The organism is Micromonospora sp. NBS 11-29 (assembly GCF_002140155.1).
Taxonomy (GTDB): Bacteria; Actinomycetota; Actinomycetes; order Mycobacteriales; family Micromonosporaceae; genus Micromonospora.
Window position 1 is genome coordinate 299233 of sequence record NZ_NAPR01000007.1, and the last position, 23054, is coordinate 322286.

18 protein-coding genes and 4 pseudogenes are annotated in these 23054 nt (G+C 73.1%); 11 read left to right on the forward strand and 11 right to left on the reverse strand.

What is annotated here, in order from left to right; genetic code table 11:
• Window positions 1-121 precede the first annotated feature (121 nt).
• Window positions 122-1870, forward strand: coding sequence for a CDP-glycerol glycerophosphotransferase family protein (locus B1205_RS11570; protein ID WP_089155847.1), 1749 nt, complete (start codon window positions 122-124; stop codon window positions 1868-1870).
• 32 nt (window positions 1871-1902) lie between these two features.
• On the opposite strand, the pseudogene B1205_RS11575 reads toward B1205_RS11570, so the two are convergent.
• Window positions 1903-2451: pseudogene (locus B1205_RS11575) on the reverse strand (acyltransferase); the annotation flags it as partial.
• A gap of 142 nt (window positions 2452-2593) precedes the next feature.
• On the opposite strand from B1205_RS11575, the gene B1205_RS11580 reads away from it, so the two are divergent.
• Window positions 2594-3250, forward strand: a complete 657-nt coding sequence (locus tag B1205_RS11580) for a response regulator transcription factor (RefSeq protein ID WP_089155604.1) — start codon at window positions 2594-2596, stop codon at window positions 3248-3250.
• A gap of 10 nt (window positions 3251-3260) precedes the next feature.
• Entirely contained in the window at window positions 3261-4721 is a 1461-nt protein-coding gene (locus B1205_RS11585) for a sensor histidine kinase (RefSeq protein WP_254909867.1), read from the forward strand.
• Between the two features lie 6 nt (window positions 4722-4727).
• Here B1205_RS11585 and B1205_RS11590 read toward each other — a convergent pair whose 3' ends face one another.
• The 4 genes from B1205_RS11590 to B1205_RS11605 all read right to left on the reverse strand — a co-directional run bounded on the left by B1205_RS11590 (window position 4728) and on the right by B1205_RS11605 (window position 8950).
• Window positions 4728-5681 carry a TAXI family TRAP transporter solute-binding subunit gene (locus tag B1205_RS11590; RefSeq protein ID WP_089155605.1) on the reverse strand — a complete coding sequence of 318 codons (954 nt, stop codon included), beginning with the start codon at window positions 5679-5681 and terminating at the stop codon, window positions 4728-4730.
• 87 nt (window positions 5682-5768) lie between these two features.
• Entirely contained in the window at window positions 5769-6422 is a 654-nt protein-coding gene (locus B1205_RS11595; protein WP_089155848.1) for a hypothetical protein, read from the reverse strand.
• A 106-nt stretch (window positions 6423-6528) separates the two neighbouring features.
• Window positions 6529-7332 (reverse strand): peroxide stress protein YaaA, encoded by an 804-nt coding sequence (yaaA, locus tag B1205_RS11600; RefSeq protein ID WP_089155606.1) that lies wholly within the window; start codon window positions 7330-7332, stop codon window positions 6529-6531.
• Window positions 7333-7348: 16 nt separating this feature from the next.
• Entirely contained in the window at window positions 7349-8950 is a 1602-nt protein-coding gene (locus B1205_RS11605) for a hypothetical protein (protein ID WP_089155607.1), read from the reverse strand.
• A gap of 111 nt (window positions 8951-9061) precedes the next feature.
• On the opposite strand from B1205_RS11605, the pseudogene B1205_RS11610 reads away from it, so the two are divergent.
• A pseudogene (locus tag B1205_RS11610) lies at window positions 9062-9972 on the forward strand (App1 family protein).
• Between the two features lie 16 nt (window positions 9973-9988).
• On the opposite strand, the gene glgB reads toward B1205_RS11610, so the two are convergent.
• Together glgB and B1205_RS11620 are read right to left on the reverse strand one after the other, a co-directional pair.
• Window positions 9989-12091, reverse strand: a complete 2103-nt coding sequence (glgB, locus tag B1205_RS11615) for a 1,4-alpha-glucan branching protein GlgB (RefSeq protein WP_089155608.1) — start codon at window positions 12089-12091, stop codon at window positions 9989-9991.
• Entirely contained in the window at window positions 12079-14178 is a 2100-nt protein-coding gene (locus B1205_RS11620) for an alpha-1,4-glucan--maltose-1-phosphate maltosyltransferase (RefSeq protein WP_089155609.1), read from the reverse strand. Before B1205_RS11620 ends, glgB begins: the two co-directional genes overlap by 13 nt.
• 145 nt (window positions 14179-14323) lie before the next feature.
• Between B1205_RS11620 and B1205_RS11625 the strand changes: the two genes are divergently transcribed.
• Window positions 14324-14632 carry a hypothetical protein gene (locus B1205_RS11625; RefSeq protein WP_089155610.1) on the forward strand — a complete coding sequence of 103 codons (309 nt, stop codon included), beginning with the start codon at window positions 14324-14326 and terminating at the stop codon, window positions 14630-14632.
• Between the two features lie 59 nt (window positions 14633-14691).
• A complete protein-coding gene (locus tag B1205_RS11630; protein WP_140158019.1) occupies window positions 14692-15000 on the forward strand; it encodes a hypothetical protein in 309 nt (102 codons plus the stop codon).
• A 301-nt stretch (window positions 15001-15301) separates the two neighbouring features.
• On the opposite strand, the gene B1205_RS11635 is transcribed toward B1205_RS11630, so the two are convergent.
• Window positions 15302-15529: a winged helix-turn-helix domain-containing protein gene (locus B1205_RS11635; RefSeq protein ID WP_089155612.1), complete on the reverse strand. Its 228-nt coding sequence runs from the start codon at window positions 15527-15529 to the stop codon at window positions 15302-15304.
• 137 nt (window positions 15530-15666) lie between these two features.
• Here B1205_RS11635 and B1205_RS11640 point away from each other — a divergent pair, with 137 nt between their 5' ends.
• Together B1205_RS11640 and B1205_RS11645 are read left to right on the forward strand one after the other, a co-directional pair.
• On the forward strand, window positions 15667-15900 hold the full coding sequence (locus B1205_RS11640) for a hypothetical protein (protein ID WP_176308550.1): 234 nt from the start codon (window positions 15667-15669) through the stop codon (window positions 15898-15900).
• A gap of 16 nt (window positions 15901-15916) precedes the next feature.
• Window positions 15917-16084 (forward strand): annotated as a pseudogene (locus B1205_RS11645) (helix-turn-helix domain-containing protein); the annotation flags it as partial.
• A gap of 142 nt (window positions 16085-16226) precedes the next feature.
• Here the strand turns inward: B1205_RS11645 and B1205_RS11650 are convergent.
• The gene (locus B1205_RS11650; protein ID WP_089155615.1) at window positions 16227-16664 is read right to left on the reverse strand and encodes a hypothetical protein; all 438 of its coding nucleotides are present in this window, start codon (window positions 16662-16664) and stop codon (window positions 16227-16229) included.
• Window positions 16665-17046: 382 nt separating this feature from the next.
• The gene (gene glgA, locus B1205_RS11655; protein ID WP_089155616.1) at window positions 17047-18234 is read right to left on the reverse strand and encodes a glycogen synthase; all 1188 of its coding nucleotides are present in this window, start codon (window positions 18232-18234) and stop codon (window positions 17047-17049) included.
• 94 nt (window positions 18235-18328) lie between these two features.
• Here glgA and glgC point away from each other — a divergent pair, with 94 nt between their 5' ends.
• Together glgC and pgm are read left to right on the forward strand one after the other, a co-directional pair.
• Window positions 18329-19561: a glucose-1-phosphate adenylyltransferase gene (gene glgC / locus B1205_RS11660; RefSeq protein WP_089155617.1), complete on the forward strand. Its 1233-nt coding sequence runs from the start codon at window positions 18329-18331 to the stop codon at window positions 19559-19561.
• Between the two features lie 32 nt (window positions 19562-19593).
• Window positions 19594-21237, forward strand: a complete 1644-nt coding sequence (gene pgm / locus B1205_RS11665) for a phosphoglucomutase (alpha-D-glucose-1,6-bisphosphate-dependent) (RefSeq protein ID WP_089155618.1) — start codon at window positions 19594-19596, stop codon at window positions 21235-21237.
• Between the two features lie 7 nt (window positions 21238-21244).
• Here pgm and B1205_RS11670 read toward each other — a convergent pair.
• Window positions 21245-22056 (reverse strand): annotated as a pseudogene (locus B1205_RS11670) (NAD(+)/NADH kinase).
• Window positions 22057-22180: 124 nt separating this feature from the next.
• Between B1205_RS11670 and B1205_RS11675 the strand changes: the two are divergent.
• Window positions 22181-23041 carry a GNAT family N-acetyltransferase gene (locus tag B1205_RS11675; RefSeq protein ID WP_140158021.1) on the forward strand — a complete coding sequence of 287 codons (861 nt, stop codon included), beginning with the start codon at window positions 22181-22183 and terminating at the stop codon, window positions 23039-23041.
• Window positions 23042-23054: the final 13 nt, after the last annotated feature.

The window sequence follows — 23054 nt, forward strand, 5'->3', positions numbered from 1 at the left end:
GTGGTCCGTTGTTCACCCATTGGACACCCCGGTAATACTTGCGTCACTTGACCCGTTTAGGGTCGCAGCCGTCCGGTATCGGGCCCGCGCCGACAGCGGCGGGCAGACAGGGAGCGTGTCGTTGTTCAGCAGAGTACGCAGCCAGCAGGGTCTCGCCGCGGTCGGCGCGACGCTCCTCGGGTACGGCGTCATGATCCTCTCCGGGGCGCTCGGCCTGGTGGTCCCGTACGCGGTGGCCGCAGTGGTCGCCCTCGCCGGTGATCTGGGTCTGGCCACCCGGTACGCCGGAACCGCCGAGCTGCTCGACAAGGCCGGCATCGGCGCCACCTTCCGGCGGCTGGTCCGGGACCTGTCGGTGGTCCTGCTGGTGGTCACCACCGTCCGTCCCGGCGTGGCCGGCACGATCGCGGTGCTGCTGCTGCCCGCCGCGCTCTGGACCGTGGCCGTCGCCACCACCGCGGTGACCAAGGCGATCGACGGTCGGGTCGACCCACCGGCGTACACCCGCAACATCGACCTCGGCGCGCTGCGCCGGGTCCCGGTCCCGCCGGCCTGGGCGCGCGGGCTGGCCGGGCTGCGGCTGCCGCTGCTGAACGTCCTGCTGGTCCCGGCGGCCGTGGTGGCCGCCGCGATGGACCGGGTCGCCCCGGTGGTGGTGACCGGGCTGGTCACGCTCGTCGCCGGCCTGGTCGTCGCGGCGGTGCTGGCGCTGACCGTGCTGCGGGGCCGGGGCGCGGCCCCGGGCGTGCTGCCCGCCGTGCACGACTGGCTGGCCCGGGAACGGCCCGAGGTGGCGCTCTACTTCGCCGGCCCGGCCAAGGACGTCTACCAGGCCAACATGTGGCTCGCGCCGGTGGAGGCGACCGGCCGCCGCGCGGTGGTGCTGCTGCGCGCCGCGGACGCGTTCGAGCAGCTCGCCGACACCCGGCTGCCGGTGGTCTGCGTGCCCGCCGGGGTGGACTTCATGAACCTCGACCTCGGCTCGCTGCGGGTCGCGCTGTACGCGGCGAACGTCGGCGCGAACATCCACCTGCTGCGCGAGCCGGGCGTCAAACACGTCTTCGTCGGCCACGGCGACAGCGACAAGCAGGCCAGCGTCAACCCGTACAGCAAGGTGTACGACGAGGTGTGGGTGGCCGGCCCGGCCGGTCGGGAGCGCTACGCCCGCGCCGACGTCGGCGTCCTGGACCGGGACATCGTGGAGGTGGGCCGCCCCCAGCTCGCCGGCGTGCACACGTTCGGCTCCGGCGCCGCCGACCACCGGTTCACCGTGCTCTACGCCCCCACCTGGGAGGGCTGGCTGGACGACGACCCGTACCACACCTCGCTGGTGTCGATGGGGGAGCGGATCGTGTCCGGGCTGCTGGCCGCCGGGAACCTGCGGGTGGTCTACAAGCCGCACCCGCTGACCGGTACCCGCTCGCCGAAGGCGCGGGCGGCCCACGAGCGGATCGTCGCCCGGATCCGGGCCGCCGGCGGCGAGACCGACCCCACCTCGCTTGACGGCGCCGCGCACCTGGTCGTCACCGGCCGTACGCCGGCGTTGTTCGACTGCTTCAACGTCACCGACCTGCTGGTCAGCGACGTGTCCAGCGTGGTCTCCGACTTCGTGCAGAGCGAGCGGCCGTACGTGGTGGCCAACCCGGCGGGCCTCTCCGAGGACGAGTTCCGCCGGCAGTTCCCCACCGCCCGGGCGGCGTACCTGCTGTCGGTGGACTGCGGCGAGCTGCCGAAGATCCTCGACGTGACCCGGGCCGGCGACGACCCGATGGTCCAGGCGCGGCGGGAGTTGAAGGAATACCTGCTCGGTCCGGCCGGGTCCAACCCGATGGACCGGTTCCGCGACGAGATCGGCCGGCTCTGCGGCTGAGGCGGGCGCACGAACGCGCGGGGGCGGCGACCGGTCCTCCTCGCCGCCCCNGGCGGGTTGTCCACGTCCCGCGAGACGACCTCGCCCTTCTCGTCGACCCAGCCCTTGGGCCGGGCCGGGTTCCCGGCCACGAGCTGGTAGGGCTTGACGTCCCGGGTCACCACGGAACCGGCGGCGATCATCGCGTACTCGCCGACCTCGATGCCGCAGACCAGCGTGGCGTTGGCGCCGATCGACGCGCCCCGACGGACCAGCGTCGGGGTGATCGTCCAGTCCGGATTCTGCGCGCGCGGCCGGAAGTCGTTGGTGAACACCGCGCACGGGCCGACGAAGACCTCGTCCTCGATGGTCACGCCCTGGTAGACCGAGACGTTGTTCTGAATCTTCACCCGGTCGCCGACCGTGACGCTCGCGTCGACGTACACGTTGCGGCCGATCACGCAGCCGGCGCCGACCTGGGCGCTCGACCGGATGTGGGCCAGGTGCCAGACCTTCGTGCCGTCGCCGACCCGGGCGCCGTCCTCGACGTCGGCCGTCGGGTGGACGAAGACGGAGGCGGACCGGTCGTTGCTGTCAGTCATCTCTACTCGCATCGTGGCAGGGCGCGTCGCGCCGTCGAACGGGCTCGACGCAGCATAACGATCCGTCGGTGGCCGGCCTCGCGTCCCGGCGGCGCTTCTGCCACCATTCCCAGGGCAACACCTCGAACGGACGGAGGCACGGGTGCGGATCCTCCTGGTCGAGGACGACCGTCGGGTCGCCGCGGCGTTGTCGTCGGCGTTGACCCGCCGTGGCTACCAGGTGGAGCACGCCGCCACCGTCGCCGCCGCGCTCTCCGCCGCCCCCTGCGACCTGGTGCTGCTCGACCTCACCCTGCCCGACGGCGACGGCACCGACCTGTGCCGGGAGCTGCGCCGGCGCAGCAGCCAGCTCGGCATCATCGCGGTGACCGCCCGGGGCGAGGAACGGGACCGGGTGCTGGGCCTGCGGCTGGGCGCCGACGACTACGTGGTCAAGCCGTTCTCGATGGTGGAACTCCAGGCCCGGATCGAGGCGGTGCTGCGCCGGGCCGCGCACACCGTGCCGGAACGCCACCTGATCGAGGCCGGTGTGGTCCGCATCGACGTGGGCGGCCGGACGGTCAGCGTGGCTGGCCGGTCGGTGGCCCTGACCCGCAAGGAGTTCGACATCCTGCTCTCCCTGGCCCGCCAGCCCGGCGTCGCCGTGCCGCGCGACCGGATCCTGCTCGACGTGTGGGGCACCACCTTCGCCGACCGGCACACCGTGGAGGTGCACGTCGGGTCGCTGCGCGGCAAGCTCGGCGACCCGACCCTGGTGGAGACCGTGCGCGGGGTCGGCTACCGGCTCCGCGACGCGTGAGGAGGCCCCGGTGCGCCGTCGGCTGGTGATCAGCTACCTGCTGCTGATGGTGCTGGTGCTGATCGCGTTGGAGACCCCGCTGGCGGTCACGCTGGCCTCCCGGGAGACCGACCGGGTCCGCGCCGACCGGCTCGCCGACGCCACCCGGTTCGCCTCGCTGGCCGGTCCGGCGCTGCGCGGCGGCAGCCCCGGCCCGCTCGGCGGTGAGCTGGCCGCCTACGACGACCTCTACGGCATCGGCGCGGCCGTGCTGGACCGGGACCGGCGTACCGTGGCTGCCTCGTCCCGGTGGGAGCCGGGCGCGGGCACCGGCCTGGCGGTGGACACCGCGCTGGCCGGGCAGCAGTTCAGCGGCCCGGAGTCGGTCTGGCCGTGGGCGGACGGGTCGCTGGTGACCGCGGTCCCGATCAACGACGGCGGCGAGGTGCTCGGCGCCGTGGTCACCACCACCCCGGCGGGGCCGGTACGCCGGACCGTCACGGTGTGGTGGCTGATGCTGGCCGGCATCGGCCTGCTCGCGGTGCTGGCCTGTGTCTCCACCGCGTTCGGGTTGGCCGGTTGGGTGCTGCGCCCGGTCACCGAGCTGGACGCGGCGACCCACGAGATCGCGGAGGGACGCCGCACGGCCCGGGTCCGGCCCCGGCTCGGCCCGCCGGAGCTGCGCCGGCTGGCGACCAGCTTCAACGACATGGTCGACGCGGTCTCCGACGTGATGGACCGCCAGCGGGCCTTCGTCGCGCACGCCAGCCACCAGCTCCGCAACCCGCTGACCGCGCTGCGGCTGCGGGTGGAGGAGCTGGGCCCGAGCCTCACCGACCCGGACGGTCGGGCCGAGCACCGGTTGGCGCTGGAGGAGACCGACCGGCTGGCCACCGTGCTCGACGCGCTGCTCACCCTGGCCCGGGCCGAGCGGGAGGAGAACCAGCGGGTCACCGTGGACGCCACCGCGACGGCCGCGTCCCGGGTCGCGGCCTGGCTGCCGCTGGCCCGGCACCGGGCGGTCACCCTCCGGCTCGACGCGGCCGACGCCCCGGTGTACGCCCGGACCGTCCCGACCGCGATCGACCAGGCGCTCGACGCCCTGATCGACAACGCGGTCAAGTTCAGCGGCGCCGGGGGAGAGGTGACGGTCACGGTACGCCCGGTCGACGGCGGGACGACGCTGACCGTGCGGGACACCGGCCCGGGTATGACCACCAGCCAGCTCGACCAGGCCACCGAGCGGTTCTGGCGGGCGCCGGACGCGCAGAACGTGGACGGCGCCGGGTTGGGGCTGACCATCGTGGCGGTGCTGGTCGACGCGTCGCACGGCCGGCTCACCATGCGCCACAACGAGCCCCGGGGGCTGGTCGCCGAGCTGTGGTTCCCGGCGTCGGGCGAACCGGACGACGACGCCCCGGGCGACGACGGCCCGGGGCGTGACGACGATCCGGCCGTGCCGGCACGCGCCGGTGAGCCGGTCGGCCGCTGACCCGGGTCAGGGCTTGGCGTCGCGGTACCACTGCGCCGCGCCGGGATGCAGCGGCAGCGGGGCGGTCACGATCGCCGACCGGGGGCTCATCCGACCGGCCGCCGGGTGCGCCGCGGCCAGCTCCTCCCGGCTCTCCATCAGCAGCCGGGTCAGCTCGCGCACCAGCGGGGTGGGCAGGTCGGCGCGGACGATCAGGTAGTTCGGGTTCGCCACCGTGCTGACCGGGTCCGCCCGGTAGACCGAGCGGGGAATGTCCCGGGTCACGTAGACCTGCCCGTACGCGCGCCGCAGCGGCTCGGTCCACTCGCCCAGGTCGACCATCCGCAGCGAGGTCCGCTGGGCCAGCTCGGCGACGCCGCGCACCGGCAACCCGCCGGAGAAGAAGAACGCGTCGATCCGGCCCTCGTGCAGGGCGGCCACCGAGTCGTCCAGCCCCAGGTGTTGCTGGCGTACCCGGTCGCCGCCGAGCTGGGCCACGGCGAGCAGCCGGGTGACGGTGACCTCGGTGCCCGAACCGTCGGCGCCCACCGAGACCCGCCGGCCGCGCAGGTCGGCGAGCGTGCGGACCGGGCCGCCGGCGGTGGTGACCAGGTGCAGCAGGTCGTCGTAGACCCGGGCCACGGCGAGCACGGCCGGGTGCTCCGGCTCGCGCGGCGGCAGCACGTCGGCCTGGGTGAAGCCCAGGTCCGCGTCGTGCGCGGCGACCAGCCGGACGTTCTGCGCGGACGCGGCGGTGACCATCACGTCGGCCCGCACCTCGGGCAGCTCCCGGTTGAGCAACGCGGCCAGCGACTTGCCGAAGGCGTGGTAGACGGCGGTGGGGCTGCCGGTGGCGATCCGGATCCGCATCGGCTCGGCGGGTTCGTCCCGGCAACCGGCCAGGCCGGCGGCGAGCAGCAGCAACACCACCAGCGGGGTCGCGGTCCGGCGCCGGGCGCGCGCAGACCAGTGTCGGCTCACGCGCTGCACTCTGCGCCGTGCACCGGCCGCCGCGCAACCCCGCCCGGACAAGCCCGCCCGTAGGGTCCGCCGGGCCCGCCCGTCCGGTCAGCCCAGTTCGGCGCTCTCGATGATCCGGGCCCGGTGCTCGCCGTTGGAGACGCTCACCAGGAAGCAGCCGGAGCCGGGCCGCAGCGCCGCCGGGACCTCCAGCAGCGCCGCGCCGCGCACCAGCACCGCCGCCAGGTCACGGTCGGCCAGCCGGATGCCGAGACAGTGCCGGCGTACGTGCCGGCCGCCGGCGAGCAGCGCCGCCCGCCAGGCCGCGGCCGCCAGCCGGGGACGCCAGACCCGGCGGGCCGTCGAGGCGCCGGTGAACGGCCCACCGAGCAGCTCGCGGCGGCCCTGCCGCCAGCCGGCCGCCAGCAGGTTCGCGTACGCCGGCCGGTGTTCCCGGGGCACCGAGAGCCGGTGCAGCTCGTAGCGGCGGCGCAGGCCGCCCGTGGTCAGCTCGTGCTCGACCGGCACGTCCAGCCGGCGCAGCAGGTGCCGCATCCGGCGCGCCGCCTCCTCCCGGTTGAACTCGGCCACCCCGTCCCGGTACGGCCCGACGTCGAGCCGCCGGACGTCGGCGGCCGGGGGCGGCGTGCAGCGCACCAGGCAGGCCACCTCGAAGGCGTCGCTGAGGGTCAGCCAGTCCAGCGGCGGGGGCGGCGACGACGGGCGGGGCCGGTCGAGCAGTGTGGTGGGCTCGGAGAGCATCGGCACGGCTCCTTGGTCGGCGAGGGGTCCCTCTACCGTGGCCCGCACCGGCGGGCCGGGGAACCGTTGCGCCCGAGCCTTGAGCAAAATTTGCGCGAACCCACGGTCAGAGTTCGGTGACGACCAGGTCGAGCTGCCGGGGCCGGCCGGCCGCCCGCGGACCTTCCTCCACTGTGTACGCCAGCTCGCGCAGCGCCCCCACCAGCGCGTCCGCGGTGCGCGGCCGGGCGTCGGCGAGGAGCAGGTCCCGGACCAGCCGGCCCTTGGTCGCCTTGTTGAAGTGGCTCACCACCGACCGGGTCGGCACACCGTCGACCAGCCGCTCGTGCAGCACCCGGACGGTCACCGTCCGCTCGGCGACCGCGCCGCGCGGCGCCCAGGTGGCCGCGTACGCGCCGGAGCGCAGGTCCAGCACCGGCCCGTTGCCCGCCGCCGCCGTCAGCACCGGCCCCAGTACGCTGCGCCAGTACGTCGACAGCGCACCGACCCCCGGCAGCCGCGCCCCGATCGGGCAGCGGTACGGCGGGACCCGGTCGGTGAGGCGTACCGCGCCCCACAGGCCGGAGCTGATCAGCACCGACCGGCGGGCCGCCCGCTGCGCCGCCGGGGGGAGCGTGGCCAGGTCGAGCGCCTCGTAGAGCACCCCGGTGTAGAGCCGCCCGGCCGGGGCGGTGGCGGCGGCCCGCAGCCGGGCGTTGCGCCGCAGTTCGCCGCGCTGTCCCTCGCTGAGGCCCAGCGCGTCCCGGGCCGCCGTCTCGTCCGGGCTGGCGCAGAGGTCGACCAGCGCGGTCAGCACCGCCTCGCGGGCCGGGGTCAGCTCGGTCCGGGACAGCCGGGACAGGTCCAGCCGCCGACCGGTGCCGGCCTCGGTCTTTCCCTCGGACGGGGGGAGCAGGATGAGCACCGGCACAGCGTACGGGCCGGGCTCAGCGCCACGGCCGCACGGCGTGCTCCGGGTGGTACACGCGAGCGCCGCCGACCTCGGCCACCACCGCCGCGTCGGCCCGCGCGCCCAGCATCCGGCGCAGCCCGCGCTCGGCGGGGGAGCCGACGGCCACCACGTACCCGGGCCGGACCGCCCGGCCCACCCGCCGCCAGTACGCCGGATAGCGGTTCTGCCCCGGCGTGAGGTTGGCGTCCAGCACGCCGCACGCCACCGCCTCGCCGGTGTTGAAGATCAACCGGTTGCAGGTCCAGTAGTCCCCGTACACCTCGTGCAGGCCGGCCCGCAGCACCGCGTCGGCGAGCCGCCGGGCCGACCGCTCCTCGGCCCGCACCCCCGGCACGCCGGCCAGGAACGCCACGGTGCCGGCCAGCGTGGCGGCGGTCAGCCCGGCCAGCACCACGGCGGCCGTGACGCCGCCCAGCCGGGCCACCCGACCGGCGGTGCCACGCAGCGCGTGCGCGGCGGCCAGCCAGAGCGGCCAGAGCACCGCCGGCAGCGAGATCTGCAACACCGACAGGTAGCGGGCGTTGCCCAGCGGATCGGTCGCGGCGAGCGGGCTGCGCACGTACGCCAGCAGGGTCAGCGCCGCGCCGGCGACCAGCGCGAGGATCGCCGCGGCCCGGACCCGCGCGGCCCGGTCGGCGGCCCGGCGGTACGCGACCAGCCCGAGCCCGGCGGCGGCTGCCAGCAGCACCGGGTAGAGCACGCCGAACCACTGCGCCCAGTGGGCGCAGCCGCCCATCGGGCACAGCCCGGCGGCCAGCGGCACCCCCTCCAGCAGCCCGCCGTGCAGCCGCTCGCCCACCGACGGGGCCACCCCGGCGGTGGTGCTGATCCGCCGGAACACCGACAGCGAGTCCTGCCCGGGCGGCGCGACCAGGTTGTCCTTCACCACCGGGGCGATCCCGATCGCGAAACCGGCGACCAGCAGCACCCCCGGCCAGCGGATGAGGTCCCGGGGCGCGGCCAGCACCAGCACCGCGCCGGCCACCAGCAGGTACGGCGTGATCAGCCAGTCCGACCAGAGGGCCACCCCGGCGAGCAGCCCGAACACGCCGGCGGCGAGCCCGCGGTGCCGGACCCGCCGCTCGCCCAGGGCGACCGCGATCAGCAGCATCGCCAGCACCGCGGGCTTGACCTCGGGTCGGCCGCCGACCACGGTGAGCTGGTCGCGCACCACCCGCTCCGAGCCGAGCGCCAGCAGGCCCACCACGGCCACGGCCAGCCAGGGGGAGAGGAGCCGGCGGGTCGTCCGATACGCCAGCCACAGGAAGACCGCGTAGAGCGCGACCAGCGGCAGCCGCAGCAGCGGCCAGCTCGGCCCCGCCCAGCCCACCAGCGGCGCGGCGAGGTAGGACTCCAGGATCCCCATGTAGCGCTGGCCGTAGAGGAAGACCGGCCGCTCGTGGCCGCCGGCGATGTGCAGCGCGGCCAGCCCGAACGTCGCCTCGTCGCTGTTCGAGGCGGGCACCGTGAGCAGCGTCAGCACCAGCCGGTAGCCGACCCCGGCCGCGCCGAGCAGCAGCGCCACCAGCGCCGGCGCGTCCGGGNGACACGCCCACCGTCGGGTTCCGGGCCGGATCGGTATGGATCACTCGCGTGGCCGGGCCCCGCAGGTTGTGGCAGTGTTGCAGCCGTGCCACCCACACCACCGGACCAGCTGGCCGTGCCGCAACTGCACCGTGCCGCGCGCATCGAGGATGCGCTGCACGGCCTGGTGGAGCGTCGGCTGCGGCGCACCGGCTGGCAGNCCGGGTGCTGCTCGGCCGCCCCGACACCCGCCGCCGGGGCCGGCTGGACAAGGTACGCGGCTGGCGCAGCTTCGCCACCCTGCCGGCCAAGCACGCCCGGGTGACCATCGAGGTCAACGGTGTGCGCCACGAGGTCACCGCCGACCGCAGCGGTTTCGTCGACACGGTCGTCGAGGGCGACTTCACCCCCGGCTGGGGCTGCGTACGCCTCGCCGTGGCCGACGCCGAACCGGTGGAGGCGCTGGTCCGCATCCTCGACCCGACCGTCCGGTTCGGCATCCTCTCCGACATCGACGACACGGTCATGGTGACCGCGCTGCCCCGGCCGATGCTCGCCGCGTGGAACACGTTCGTCCTCGACGAGCACGCCCGCAACGCCGTGCCCGGCATGGCGGTGCTCTACGAGCGCCTCGCCACCGCCCACCCGGGCGCGCCGGTCTTCTACCTCTCCACCGGCGCCTGGAACGTCGCGCCGACGCTGACCCGGTTCCTCTCCCGGCACCTCTACCCGGCCGGGCCGCTGCTGCTCACCGACTGGGGGCCGACGGCCGACCGCTGGTTCCGCAGCGGCCGCGAGCACAAGCGGGCCACCCTGGCCCGGCTGTCCCAGGAGTTCCCCGAGGTGCGCTGGCTGCTCATCGGCGACGACGGGCAGCACGACCCGGAGATCTACCGGGAGTTCGCCGCCGCCCACCCGGACAACGTGGCCGGGGTGGCGATCCGACGGCTGTCACCGACGCAGTCGGTGCTCGCCGGCAGCCTGCCCGCACCGGCGGGGCNGGGCCAGAAGTGGCTCAGCGCCCCGGACGGCGCGGGCCTCTGGAAGCTGCTGCGCGAAGCCGACCTGGTCTGACCGCCGCCGGCCGCGGTCAGCGCTGGCGGAGCCAGAGCACGCCCAGCGGGGGGACCTGCAACTCCACCGACGCGGGCAGGCCGTGCCAGGGCACGTTCTCGGCGTGCACCTCGCCGAGGTTGCCCACCCCCGAGCCGCCGTAGTGGTGGGCGTCGGTGTTCAACGCCTCCGTCCACGTCCCGCCCGCCGGCAGGCCGATCCGGTAGTGCGCCAGCGGCGTCGCGGAGAAGTTCGCCACGCAGACCAGCGTCTGCCCGTCCGGGGCGATCCGGACGAACGAGACCGCGTTGTTGGCGACATCGTCCCCGGCGAGCCAGCGGAAGCCGGCCGGGTCGGTGTCCTGCGCCCAGAGCGCCGGCGTGTCCCGGTAGACGCGGTTCAGGTCGGCGACCAGCCGTTGCACGCCGGCCCGCGCCGGGTCGTGGGTCAGGTACCAGTCCAGGCCGCGTTCCTCGCTCCACTCCCGGTCGTCGGCGAGCTCACAGCCCATGAAGAGCAACTGCTTGCCGGGGTGCGCCCACATGTACGCCAGCAGCGCCCGCACGTTCGCCAGCCGCTGCCAGGTGTCGCCGGGCATCTTGCCGGTCAGTGACCCCTTGCCGTGCACCACCTCGTCGTGGCTGATCGGCAGCACGTAGTTCTCGCTCCACGCGTACGCCAGCGAGAACGTGAGCTGATGGTGGTGGTGCTGCCGGTAGATCGGGTCCTTCGAGGTGTAGAGCAGGGTGTCGTGCATCCAGCCCATGTTCCACTTGAAGCCGAACCCGAGCCCGCCGTCGGAGGTCGGCCGGGTCACGCCCGGCCAGGCGGTCGACTCCTCGGCGACCATCAGCACGCCCGGGTGGTGCCGGTAGACGGTGGCGTTGACCTCCTGGAGGAACGTGATCGCCTCCAGGTTCTCCCGGCCGCCGTGCACGTTCGGGGCCCACTGCCCCTCCGGGCGGGAGTAGTCGAGGTAGAGCATCGAGGCGACCGCGTCGACCCGCAGCCCGTCGACGTGGAACTCGTCGATCCAGTAGAGCGCGTTGGCGACCAGGAAGTTGCGCACCTCGTTGCGGCCGAAATCGAAGACGTACGTGCCCCAGTCGGGGTGCTCGCCGCGACGCGGGTCGGGGTGCTCGTAGAGCGGGGTGCCGTCGAAGCGCGCGAGGGCCCACTCGTCCTTCGGGAAGTGCGCCGGCACCCAGTCGAGGATCACGCCGATGCCGGCGGCGTGCAGCGTGTCGACCAGGTGGCGGAAGTCGTCCGGGTCGCCGAAGCGGGCGGTGGGCGCGTAGTAGCCGGTGACCTGGTAGCCCCACGAGCCGCCGAACGGATGCTCCATCACCGGCAGGAACTCGACGTGGGTGAAGCCCATCTCGGTGACGTACGCGGTCAACTGCTCGGCCAGCTCCCGGTAGCCGAGGCCGGGCCGCCAGGAGCCCAGGTGCACCTCGTACACGCTCATCGGCTCCTGGTGCGGCTGCCGCGCCGCCCGCCGGGCCAGCCAGTCCGCGTCGCCCCACGCGTACCGGGAAAGGTGCACCACCGACGCGGTGGCCGGCGGCACCTCGGCGCGGGCGGCCATCGGGTCGGCCTTGTCCCGCCAGCGCCCGTCCGCGCCGAGGATGCGGTACTTGTAGCGGCTGCCGACCGGCACGCCGGGCACGAAGATCTCCCACACGCCGCTGGACCCGAGCGAGCGCATCGGCCAGCCGTCGTCCGGCCCCCAGCCGGTGACGTCGCCGACCACCCGAACGCCCCGGGCGTTGGGCGCCCACACCGCGAACGCGACACCCTCGTCGAAGACCCGGGCGCCGAGCGCCGCCCAGAGCCGCTCGTGCCGCCCCTCGCCGATCAGGTGCAGGTCCAGCTCGCCAAGCGTGGGCGGGTAGCGGTACGGGTCGTCGTGCGTCGTGCCGTCGACCTCCACCCGGTAGTCGAGCACCTCACCGGGGAGCACCGTCTCGAAGACGCCGACGTCGTGCACGCGCTTCATCGGGTGCCGTTCGCCGCCGGCGAGCAGCGTCACCTCACCGGCGCCCCGGCGCAGTGTCCGGATCGTGGTGCTCCCGTCGGCCGGGTGCGCCCCGAGCTGGGAGTGCGGGTCGTACGCCTCACCGGCGATCAACTGGTCCATCGTGCGTCGTCCTTCTCGGCCGGTGCGGTCGGTGCGGTGCCGCCGGAGAGTTCGGCGGGTACGTCGTCTTCGACGGTGAGGTCGGGTGCGGCCGGGTGCGCCGGCTCGGGTGTGGCCGGCGGGGTCGGGCGGCGCACGGTGAGCACATGCGCCGGTTGCAGGTACGGGTCGAGGCGCACCGCGTTGCGCTGCCCCCAGTCGTACTCCGCTCCGGTCAGCTCGTCGCGCACGGTGAACCGGTCGTGCCAGTCCAGGCCGAGCGCCGGCATGTCGAGCGTGGTGTTGCCCCACTGCACGGTGCGGGAGTCGAACGAGCAGACCACGATCACCGTGTTGCCGGTGTCCGGGTCGTGCTTCGACCAGCACAGCAGCGCCGGGTTGTCGATGTCGTGGAAGCGCAGGTTGCGGAGCTGGTGCAGGGCCGGGTTGTCGCGGCGGACCTGGTTGAGCGTGGTGATGAACGGTGCCAGCGACCGCCCGCGCGCCAGCGCGGCGTCCCAGTCGCGGGGGCGCAGCTCGTACTTCTCGTTGTCCAGGTATTCCTCCGCGCCAGGGCGGGCGACGTGCTCGAACAGCTCGAAGCCCGCGTACATGCCCCAGGAGGGGGAGAGCAGCGCGGCCAGCACCGCCCGGATCTTGAACATCGGCGGCCCACCGTGCTGCAACGACGCGTGCAGGATGTCCGGCGTGTTGGGCCAGAAGTTCGGCCGCATCCAGTCGGCGGAGGCGACCAGCTCCTCGCAGTACTCCCGCATCTCGGCCGCCGTCGTGCGCCAGGTGAAATAGGTGTACGACTGGGTGAAGCCGATCTTGCCGAGCCCGTGCATGATCGCCGGGCGGGTGAACGCCTCGGCCAGGAAGAGCACGTCCGGGTCGACGCGCTTGACCTCGGCGATCAGCCAGTGCCAAAAGTCGAACGGCTTGGTGTGCGGGTTGTCGACCCGGAAGATCTTCACGCCCTTGTCGATCCAGTACCGCACCACCCGCAGGATCTCGGCCCGGATGCCCTCGGGGTCGATGTCGAAGTTCAGCGGGTAGATGTCCTGGTACTTCTTCGGCGGGTTCTCCGCGTACGCGATGCTGCCGTCGGCCCGGGTGGTGAACCACTCCGGGTGCGCGGTGACCCAGGGGTGGTCCGGCGCGCACTGCAACGCCAGGTCCATCGCCACCTCCAGGCCCTGCTCGGCGGCGGCGGCGACGAAGTCGCGGAAGTCGTCCACCTCACCCAGGTCGGGGTGGATGGCGTCGTGGCCGCCCTCGGCCGCGCCGATCGCCCACGGCGAGCCGACGTCGTCCGGCCCGGCGGTGAGCGCGTTGTTGCGGCCCTTGCGGTTGACCCGGCCGATCGGGTGGATCGGCGGCAGGTAGAGCACGTCGAAGCCCATCGCGGCGACCCCGGGCAGGCGGTCGACGGCGGTGGCGAACGTGCCGGACCGGGCCGGCGCGTCGACGGTAGCCGGGATCGCGCCCTCGGACCGGGGGAAGAACTCGTACCAGGCGGAGAAGAGCGCCCGCGGCCGGTCCACCCAGAGCGTGCGCTCGTCGCCGGTGGTGACCAGCTCACGGACCGGGTGCTCCCAGAGCAGGTCGGCCAGGTCGAGCGCCGGGCTCACCCGACGGGGCAGGTCCAGCTCGTCGTCGACCAGCGCGCTCGCGGCCTCGCGTACCCGATCATGGTCGGCCTTCGGCACCAGGTCGAGCGCGGCGGTCAGCACCCGCTCGCCCTCGGCCAGGTCGTTGGCCAGCTCCGCCGCGCCCTGACCGACGGCCAGCTTCTTCGTCACCGCGTTCTGCCAGGTCAGGTAAGGGTCCTGGAACGCCTCCACGGTGAAGCGCCACTCGCCGACCGCGTCCGGTCGGATGGTGGCGTGCCAGCGGTCCTGCCCCGGCTCGCCGGGGCGCATCCGGGTGAACGGGCGGGCCTCGCCGTCCGGACCCACCCACACCACGTTGCAGCCGAGCGCGTCGTGGCCCTCGCGGTAGGCCCGGGCCGACACCGGTACGACCTCGCCGACCACCGCCTTGGCCGGGTAGCGACCGCAGGCGACGACGGGGGAGACGTCTTCGATCGGGAACCGTCCAGTCACCCGCTCAACCTACTGCCCGAGATCGTCTCGCGCTCGGCCAAGCCCACCCTCGGCTCCACATCGACCATCGGCTACGCGTTGCGAAGTGGTGACGGTGTGCGTAGGGTCTGCGACGGTAATTGATCGATCACTTTACGGAGGCAGGATGCATCGGCTCACCTCACGCGCCGTGGCCCTGGTGGCGAGCACCGCGCTCGCCGGCGTGACCGCCCTCGTGGTCCCCGGCGGGGCCGCGCAGGCCGGCTACTACCAGTACCGCAAGTGCTCGACCGCGGCCACGCTCTCGTTCTTCATCAACAGCACCTCGTCCACGACGAAGTACCCGCACCAGATCGGCCACAACAACGTCATGTACGCGGCGCAGGAAGCCAACGGCCGCTACCACGTCTCCCTCTGGGACACCTCCGGCGACACCAACGGCTGGGTCAGCACCGCGTGGGTGCGCGCCTGCTGACCGCCGCACCACCCGCGCGGCCGCGACGGCCGCTCCCGACGACGACCCGGAGGAACCCCTTGCGTACGACCGGAAAGCGTGTGCTCGCCCTCGCGGCGGTGACCGCACTGACCAGCCTCGGCACGACCGTGCTGACCGACGGCGCCGCCCAGGCCGCCTACTACCAGTACCGTAAGTGCTCCACCGCCAGCACCCTGTCCGTGTTCGTGAACAGCACCTCGTCCACCACGAAGTGGCCGCACCAGGTCGGCTTCAACACCCTGATGTTCGCGGCGCAGGAGGCCAACGGCCGCTACCACGTCTCGTTGTGGAACGACGACGGCGCCACCAACGGCTGGGTCAGCACCTCCTGGGTCCGCGCCTGCTAGACCGTCACCCCCGCGTCTTTCCTGGGCGGCTGCCGTCACCTCGGACGGTAGCCGCCCAGCCGCGCGCCCACCCGCCCTCCGCTTTCACCGCCGTGCCCCGGGTGTCGAACCGGCGCCCACACACCCATGCCGTTCCACTGGAGCGACGTAGCGGCGGTGGGTGGAACGCCATGGGTGTCAAACGGGCGCTGAAGCACCCATAGCGTTCCACTGAGTCGACCGGGCGGCGGTGGGTGGAACACGATGGGTGTCACGGGGGAGCTGACACGCGCATGGTGTTCGACTGAGGCGGCGGGCAGGGTCAGGCGGGTGGCTTCGCCGCCACGAACGAGCCCTTGCCCTGGTGGGTGATGATCCAGCCCCGCTCGTCCAGGATCCGCAGGGCGTACCGGACCGGCCACGCGCTCGACTGGTACTGCTCGCGTAGTTCGGCGATGGACGGCAGCTTGTCACCGGGATGCAGGGTGCCCGCACGGATCGAGGCCGTGACGTCGGCGATGATCTGCTCATACAGCGGTACCTGCGGCATGATGGCGCCACCTCTCGTCAGCGACCCGATCTTCGCACTCCGAGTGACGCGCCGTGCATGCTCTGTTGGCTGTGCAGTCCATGCCTTCTAAGTTGAGGGTCGGGACGGCTCTCGTCAGCAACGGAACCTTCCGATCCATGAGTGTCCAGCAGACCATCAAGGAGGCGTGGATGCGTGAGCGACCATATGTCGGGCCGCTGCCGGGGACGCACCCGGTCCCCGGGGCCCGGCCTCCGCACCCGGACGGCGACCGGGTGTTGCCCGATCCGCCCCGGCCCGAACGCCCGGCGCTCCCCCGGCGGCAGTACCTCTACGGCGTGACGGTGGCGTTGCTCGTACTCGGCTTGCTCGTGGCGGGGTTGCTCCGGTGAGCGGGACGGGCCGGCGGTGAACGAGCTGCCGGTGGGCCGGCGGGTCGCCCAGTGGCGGCTGCGCCGCAACCTGACGCAGCAGCAGTTCGCCGACCGCCTGGGCAAGTCGAAGAGCTGGGTGGACAAGGTCGAACGCGGCGTGCGCCGGCTGGAACGGGTGTCCAACCTCCGCCAGATCGCCGACGTCGAGCCGCCCGGCCTGGTCCGCCTCGCCGCCACCCTCCGGGCGTAGGGCGTGTCTGACAAGCGTGGCCTACCAGAGCTTTAGCCAGAACGTTCAGCCTGTGCCGGACGCGCCCTAGCCGCACCCGGCCAATGGCTTCGGGTCAGGGTCGCTTGCGGCTCGCGATCTCGTCAGAGAGCTGCCGCACCTGGGCGGGGTCCGCGTCCCGGGCAAGGGCGACGTAGTGGTCCATGACGGCCGGCCGGTAGCGCACGGGCAACGTCTGTCCTGGGGCGAGTCGGGTGAGCTCGGTGATCGTGAGGTCTTCGTCTGCGATGCCGCGGAACGAGATGCCGTCGGCGGTCTCCACGTCGAACATCAGGACCACGCGAGGGTTGCTGTTCACCTCCCGCCAGTCGACGAGAACGCCGAGCGCAAGCGCCCCCGTACGCAGTTCGGCATTGCGCTTCCGCGCATCACTGCTCAGTAGCGGGTTCGGGGCGACCCCGGGGAAGTCGGGCCCGACGCCGAGCGATTCCCGACTCAGGTCGGGCCGGAGCTGCGCCATCAGATCGTTGAGCTTCTTTTTTGAACCGAACATCCTGACCCATCCCTCACGCCGGTGCCGGAATCTGGGCCTGGCGCTTTGCCCGCGCCGCGATTATATGTCGCCGGTCATTCCCTTCCGGCCCGTGCGTCCCGTCGGTTGCGGGAGCATCCCCTCGATCGACGACCACTGGGCATCCGAGAGCAACTGAACGCTCAACCTCTGTCAGACACGCCTAGGCCGGCGCCGGGCGACGAACACGAACTCTCGGCCGGGGCGGTCGGGTGCCTCCCGCACGTCGCGCACCCGGTAGTCGGCGGGGTACCGGCCCCGACGCGTCCACCGTCAGCACGAACACGCGATGGACGGTCAGCCGGTCAACGACTGTTAAGAAGGGGCCCCGCCTCTACCGAAAGCGTTAAGCGGGGGCCCCTCCTTACACAGAGTCGTAGAGGGCGAGCGTCTGGTCGGCGATGGCGTGCCAGGAGAAGTGGTCCACCGCGCGCCGTCGGCCCGCCGCGCCGAACGCGGCGATCCGCGCCGGGTCGGCCAGCAGCTCGTTCATCCGGTCGGCGAGGTCGGCCACGAAACGCTCCGGGTCCAGCGGCGTGCCGGACCCGTCGCCGGCCTGTTCGATCGGCACCAGCAGCCCGGTCTCGCCGTCGGCGACCACCTCCGGGATGCCGCCGGTGGCGGTGGCCACCACGGCGGTCTCGCAGGCCATCGCCTCCAGGTTGACGATGCCCATCGGCTCGTACACGGACGGGCAGACGAAGATCGTGGCGTGGCTGAGCACCTGGATCACCTCGGTCTTGGGCAGCATGGCCGCCACCCAGACCACCCCGGACCGCTTCGCCCGCAGCTCGGCGGCCAGCTCCTCCACCTCGGCGGCGATCTCCGGGGTGTCCGGCGCGCCGGCCAGCAGCACGAGCTGGGTGTCGGCGGGCAGCTCCCGGGCGGCCCGCAGCAGGTACGGCAGGCCCTTCTGCCGGGTGATCCGCCCCACGTAGACGACGCTGGGGCGGGCCGGGTCGATGCCGAGCCGGTCGAGCACGTCGGTGCCCTTGTCCGGGGCGTACTGCGTGGTGTCGATGCCGTTGTAGACCACCCGGACCCGGTCCGGGTTGACCGACGGGTAGGCGGTGAGCACGTCGCGCCGCATTCCCTGGCTCACCGCGATGATCGCGTCGGCCGACTCGAACGCGGTCCGCTCGCACCAGGAGGAGAGCGCGTACCCGCCGCCGAGCTGCTCGGCCTTCCACGGGCGCAGCGGCTCCAGGCTGTGCGCGGTGACGACGTGCGGCACGCCGTGCAGCAGCTTCGCGGTGTGCCCGGCGAGGTTGGCGTACCAGGTGTGGCTGTGTACCAGTTCGGTGCCGGCGGTGCCGGCGGCCATCTCCAGGTCGACGCCCATCACGCGCAGCGCGGCGTTCGCGTCGGCCAGCCCGGTCGGCTCGGCGTACGCGGTGACGCCCGGCTCGTCCCGGGGCCCGCCGAAGCAGTGCACCCGTACCTCGGTGAGGCGACGCAGCTCGCGGGCGAGGTATTCCACGTGCACGCCGGCGCCGCCGTAGACCTCCGGCGGGTACTCGCGGGTGAGCAGGTCGACGCGTGAGGGTGCCATGCCCCGCACCCTAGTGCAGACGGCGGCGTCCCACCCGCTACGCAAGTGCGGCGTCCGAGTGGTGAAGTCGGTGCCGGATGGTTAGCGTCTGAGCATGGCTGCCAAGGTGCTCGCGATCGTCCTGGCCGGCGGGGAGGGCAAGCGCCTGATGCCCCTGACCACCGACCGGGCGAAGCCCGCCGTTCCCTTCGGTGGGATGTACCGCATGGTCGACTTCGTCCTGTCCAACCTGGCGAACGCCGGCTTCCTCAAGATCGTCGTGCTGACCCAGTACAAGTCCCATTCGCTGGACCGCCACATCACCAAGACGTGGCGGATGTCGACGCTGCTCGGCAACTACGTCACGCCGGTGCCGGCGCAGCAGCGCCGCGGCCCGTGGTGGTTCGCCGGCTCGGCCGACGCGATCTACCAGAGCTTCAACCTGATCAACGACGAGCAGCCCGACCATGTGATCGTCTTCGGCGCCGACCACATCTACCGGATGGACCCGCGGCAGATGGTGGAGGACCACATCGCCTCCGGCGCCGGGGTGACCGTGGCCGGCATCCGCCAGCCGCTCGCCATGGCCGACCAGTTCGGGGTGATCGAGGTCGGCGAGGACGGCCGGCGCATCCGCGCGTTCCGCGAGAAGCCCACCGACGCGGTGGGGCTGCCCGACGCGCCGGACCAAATCTACGCCTCGATGGGCAACTACGTGTTCTCCACGAAGGCGCTGTGCGAGGCGGTCGAGCGCGACGCGGCGGACAAGAGCAGCAAGCACGACATGGGCGGCAGCATCATCCCCATGCTGGTCGAGCGCGGCGAGGCCAACGTCTACGACTTCAAGGACAACGAGGTGCCGGGCAGCACCGACCGGGACCGTGGCTACTGGCGCGACGTGGGGACGCTCGACTCGTTCTACGACGCCCACATGGATCTGATCAACGTGCACCCGGTGTTCAACCTCTACAACTTCGACTGGCCGATCTACACCGACCAGCCGCCGTACCCGCCGGCCAAGTTCGTCCACCAGTGGGGCGAGCGGGTGGGCCGGGCGGTCGGCTCGATGGTCTCGCCCGGGGCGGTGATCTCCGGCTCGCTGGTGGAGAACTCGATCGTCTCGCCCAAGGTCAAGGTGCACTCCTGGGCGCACGTCGACGGCGCCGTACTGATGGAGGGTGTCGAGATCGGGCGGCACGCGGTCGTCCGGCGCGCGATCCTGGACAAGAACGTCTACGTCCCGGAGGGCGTCGAGATCGGCGTCGACCTGGAGAAGGACCGGCAGCGTTACACCGTTTCCGACAACGGCATCGTCGTCATCGGCAAGGGCCAGCGCGTCGAGCCCTGAGCAACCCCACCCATCCCGAGGAGGATCCCGCAGTGGCCCACCCCCGTGCCGGCCAGCCCGCCGAGCCCGCCGACCTGGTCGACGTGCCCCGACTGGTCACCGCCTACTACGCCGAGCACCCGGACCCGAGCGACCCGGCGCAGCAGGTCTCCTTCGGCACGTCCGGGCACCGTGGGTCGAGCCTGCGCAACGCGTTCAATGAGGACCACATCCTCGCCGTCACCCAGGCGCTCTGCGACTACCGGCGGGAGCAGGGCATCTCCGGCCCGCTGTTCCTCGCCCGGGACACCCACGCGCTCTCCGCGCCGGCCGAGGCCAGCGCGCTGGAGGTGCTGGCCGCCAACGACGTCACGGTGCTGCGGGACAGCCGGGACGGCTACACCCCCACCCCGGCGGCGTCGCACGCCATCCTCACCCACAACCGGGGCCGCACCGCAGGGCTCGCCGACGGCATCGTGATCACCCCGTCGCACAACCCGCCGTCCGACGGCGGGTTCAAGTACAACCCCACCAACGGCGGCCCCGCCGACACCGACGTCACGAAGTGGATCCAGGACCGCGCGAACGCCATCCTCGCCGCCGGGCTCAAGGAGGTGAAACGCATCCCATACGCGCGGGCCCGCGCCGCCGACACCACCGGGGAGTACGACTTCCTCGCCCGGTACGTCGACGACCTGCCCGCCGCGCTGGACATCGACGCGATTCGGGACGCCGGGGTGCGCATCGGCGCCGACCCGATGGGCGGGGCGAGCGTGGCGTACTGGGGGGAGATCGCCGAGCGGCACCGCCTCGACCTCACGGTGATCAACCCCGAGGTGGACCCGACCTGGCGGTTCATGACGCTCGACGGCGACGGCAAGATCCGGATGGACTGCTCGTCGCCGAACGCGATGGCCTCGCTGATCGCCGCGCGGGACCGCTTCCAGGTTTCCACCGGCAACGACGCCGACGCCGACCGGCACGGGATCGTCACGCCCGACGGCGGGCTGATGAACCCCAACCACTACCTGGCGGTGGCGATCGGCCACCTGTTCCGTACCCGCCAGCGGTGGAGCCCGACCGCGGCGGTGGGCAAGACGCTGGTCTCCTCCTCGATGATCGACCGGGTCGCGGCCGACCTGGGCCGGACGTTGCTGGAGGTGCCGGTCGGCTTCAAGTGGTTCGTGCCCGGCCTGCTCGACGGCTCGGTCGGCTTCGGCGGCGAGGAGAGCGCCGGCGCGTCGTTCCTGCGCCGCGACGGCAGCACCTGGACCACCGACAAGGACGGCATCCTGCTCTGCCTGCTCGCCGCGGAGATCATCGCGGTGACCGGGCGCACCCCCAGCGAGCACTGGGCCGAGCTGGCCGACCGCTTCGGCGCACCCGCGTACGCCCGGATCGACGCCCCGGCAGGCCGGGCGGAGAAGGCGGTCCTGGCGAAGCTCTCCCCGGAGCAGGTGACCGCGACCGAGCTGGCCGGCGAGCCCATCACCGCCATCCTGACCACCGCGCCGGGCAACGACGCCGCGATCGGCGGACTGAAGGTGACCACGGAGTCGGGCTGGTTCGCCGCCCGACCGTCCGGCACCGAGGACGTCTACAAGATCTACGCCGAGTCGTTCCAGGGGCCGGAGCACCTCGCGCGGATCCAGGAGGAGGCCAAGTCGCTGGTCGACGGCGTGCTCGGCACCGCCTGAGCCGGCGTCAGCGGAACGGGGGCAGCTCGCGGCGGTTGAGCTGCTCCCGCAGGCCGTCCGGCAGCAGCTCGCGGAGCTGCTCGGGCAGCAGCGGCAGGTCCAGCAGGCTCAGCTTGAGCTGGTTGCGCTCCTGGTAGCGACGCGGATCGAGGCGGACCACCCGGCCCGCGTCGGGCACGTACCGGACGCGCACCGAACCCTCGGTGGCCGCCTGGCGGATCAGCAGGCCGTCCATCTCCACCGCCACCGGCGCCGAGTCGGGGCGCAGCTCCAGGTGGACGTTCTCGTGCGGGGAGAGCAGCACGGACCGGGAGATCCCGGCCATCGGCGCGGACGGCGTCACCACCAGCGCCTCCGTCGCCGGCGAGACCAGCGGTCCGCCGGCCGCGTAGCTGTACGCGGTCGAGCCGGTCGGCGTGCTCACCACCAGCGCGTCGCAGCGGTAGAACCCGTAGCGTCGGCCGTCCACCGCGAGCGTGGCGGTGACGAAGCCGGCCCCGGGCTGCCGGACCAGGGCGATGTCGTTGAACGCGACCACGTCGTCGCCGCAGACGTCGCAGGCCAGGCAGGCGCGCGACTCGACGGTGAAGTCGTGCGCCACCAGCCGCTCCAGCGCCCGGGGCAGCTCGGGCGGCTCCACCTCGACCAGGAACCCCACCCGACCGAGGTGCACGNGTCGCCGCCGATGCTGATCAGCGCGTCGCAGCGGGCGGCCAGCTCGTCGGCGGCCACCGCCTCGACCGAGGCCGGGACGCGATGCCGGTCCTCGGCGCGGACGGCCAGGGTCCGGCCGTGCCGGGACGCCCAGTCCGTGATCATCTCCACCACCTCGGAGACGTCCCGGGTGGGATGCAGCACCAACCCGAACAGATAGCCCGCCACGGCTACCAGCTCACCATACGAATTCCGCCGCCGCGGTCGATGCGGACACTATGGTGTGAACATGTCGATAACGGACCTGAGTCGATCGCTCGGCGTCGAGCCGACCAGCACCCGCGTCCGGATCCGTCCGGCCGTGGTCGCGGACGCGGCGTGGCTGGCCGAGGTCAGCCGGGCGTCGTTCGCACCCCGGCTGCGCGACTACCTGACCTCGGCCCAGCCCGGCATCGGCCGGTTCTGGGAGGTCGTGCTCGCCCACCCCGGGTCGTTTCCCGGGCGTACCTTCCTCGTGGCCGAAACCGGCGACGGCGACCGGCTGGGCTTCGCCGACCTGACCCTGGTCGAGCCGGACCGGGCCCATCTCTCCTACATCTGCGTGGTCGAGGCCGCGCGCGGCCGAGGCGTCGCCGGCGCGCTGCTGCGGGCGTACGCGGCCGGTGAACCGCAGGTCGTTGCCATGCGACTCGACGTCTTCGCCGACAACGTGCCGGCCCGGGTGCTCTACGACCGGCTCGGCTTCGCGGCCGAAGCCACCAGCACCTGGTGGGTGGCCGACCTCACGCTCGACGGGGTGACGCCGGGCGCCGACGTCCGGCTCGACGGGCTGCACGCGGCCCGGGCCTGGTTCGACACCTACGGCTTCGGCGAGTTCGCGGTCGCCGTCGGCGAGACCACCGTCAAGCTCGGCCGGCCGAGCGCCCGGGTGCTGCGCTGCTTCGACCCGGCGATCCTCACCCAACCGGCGGTCCTCGCCGCGGTGGTCCGGGAGTTCCCCGAGCTGGACCGCGTGCTGGTCATGACGCCGGGTGAGGACGCGCCGCCGAGCGCGGTGGGTGAACTCCGGGCCGTCAACCGGTCGCTCCGGATGTCCACCTCCCGGATCCGCGCCCGACTCGACGTACGAGACCCGCTGGGTCCGGGGTGAGCGGCTCGGCCCG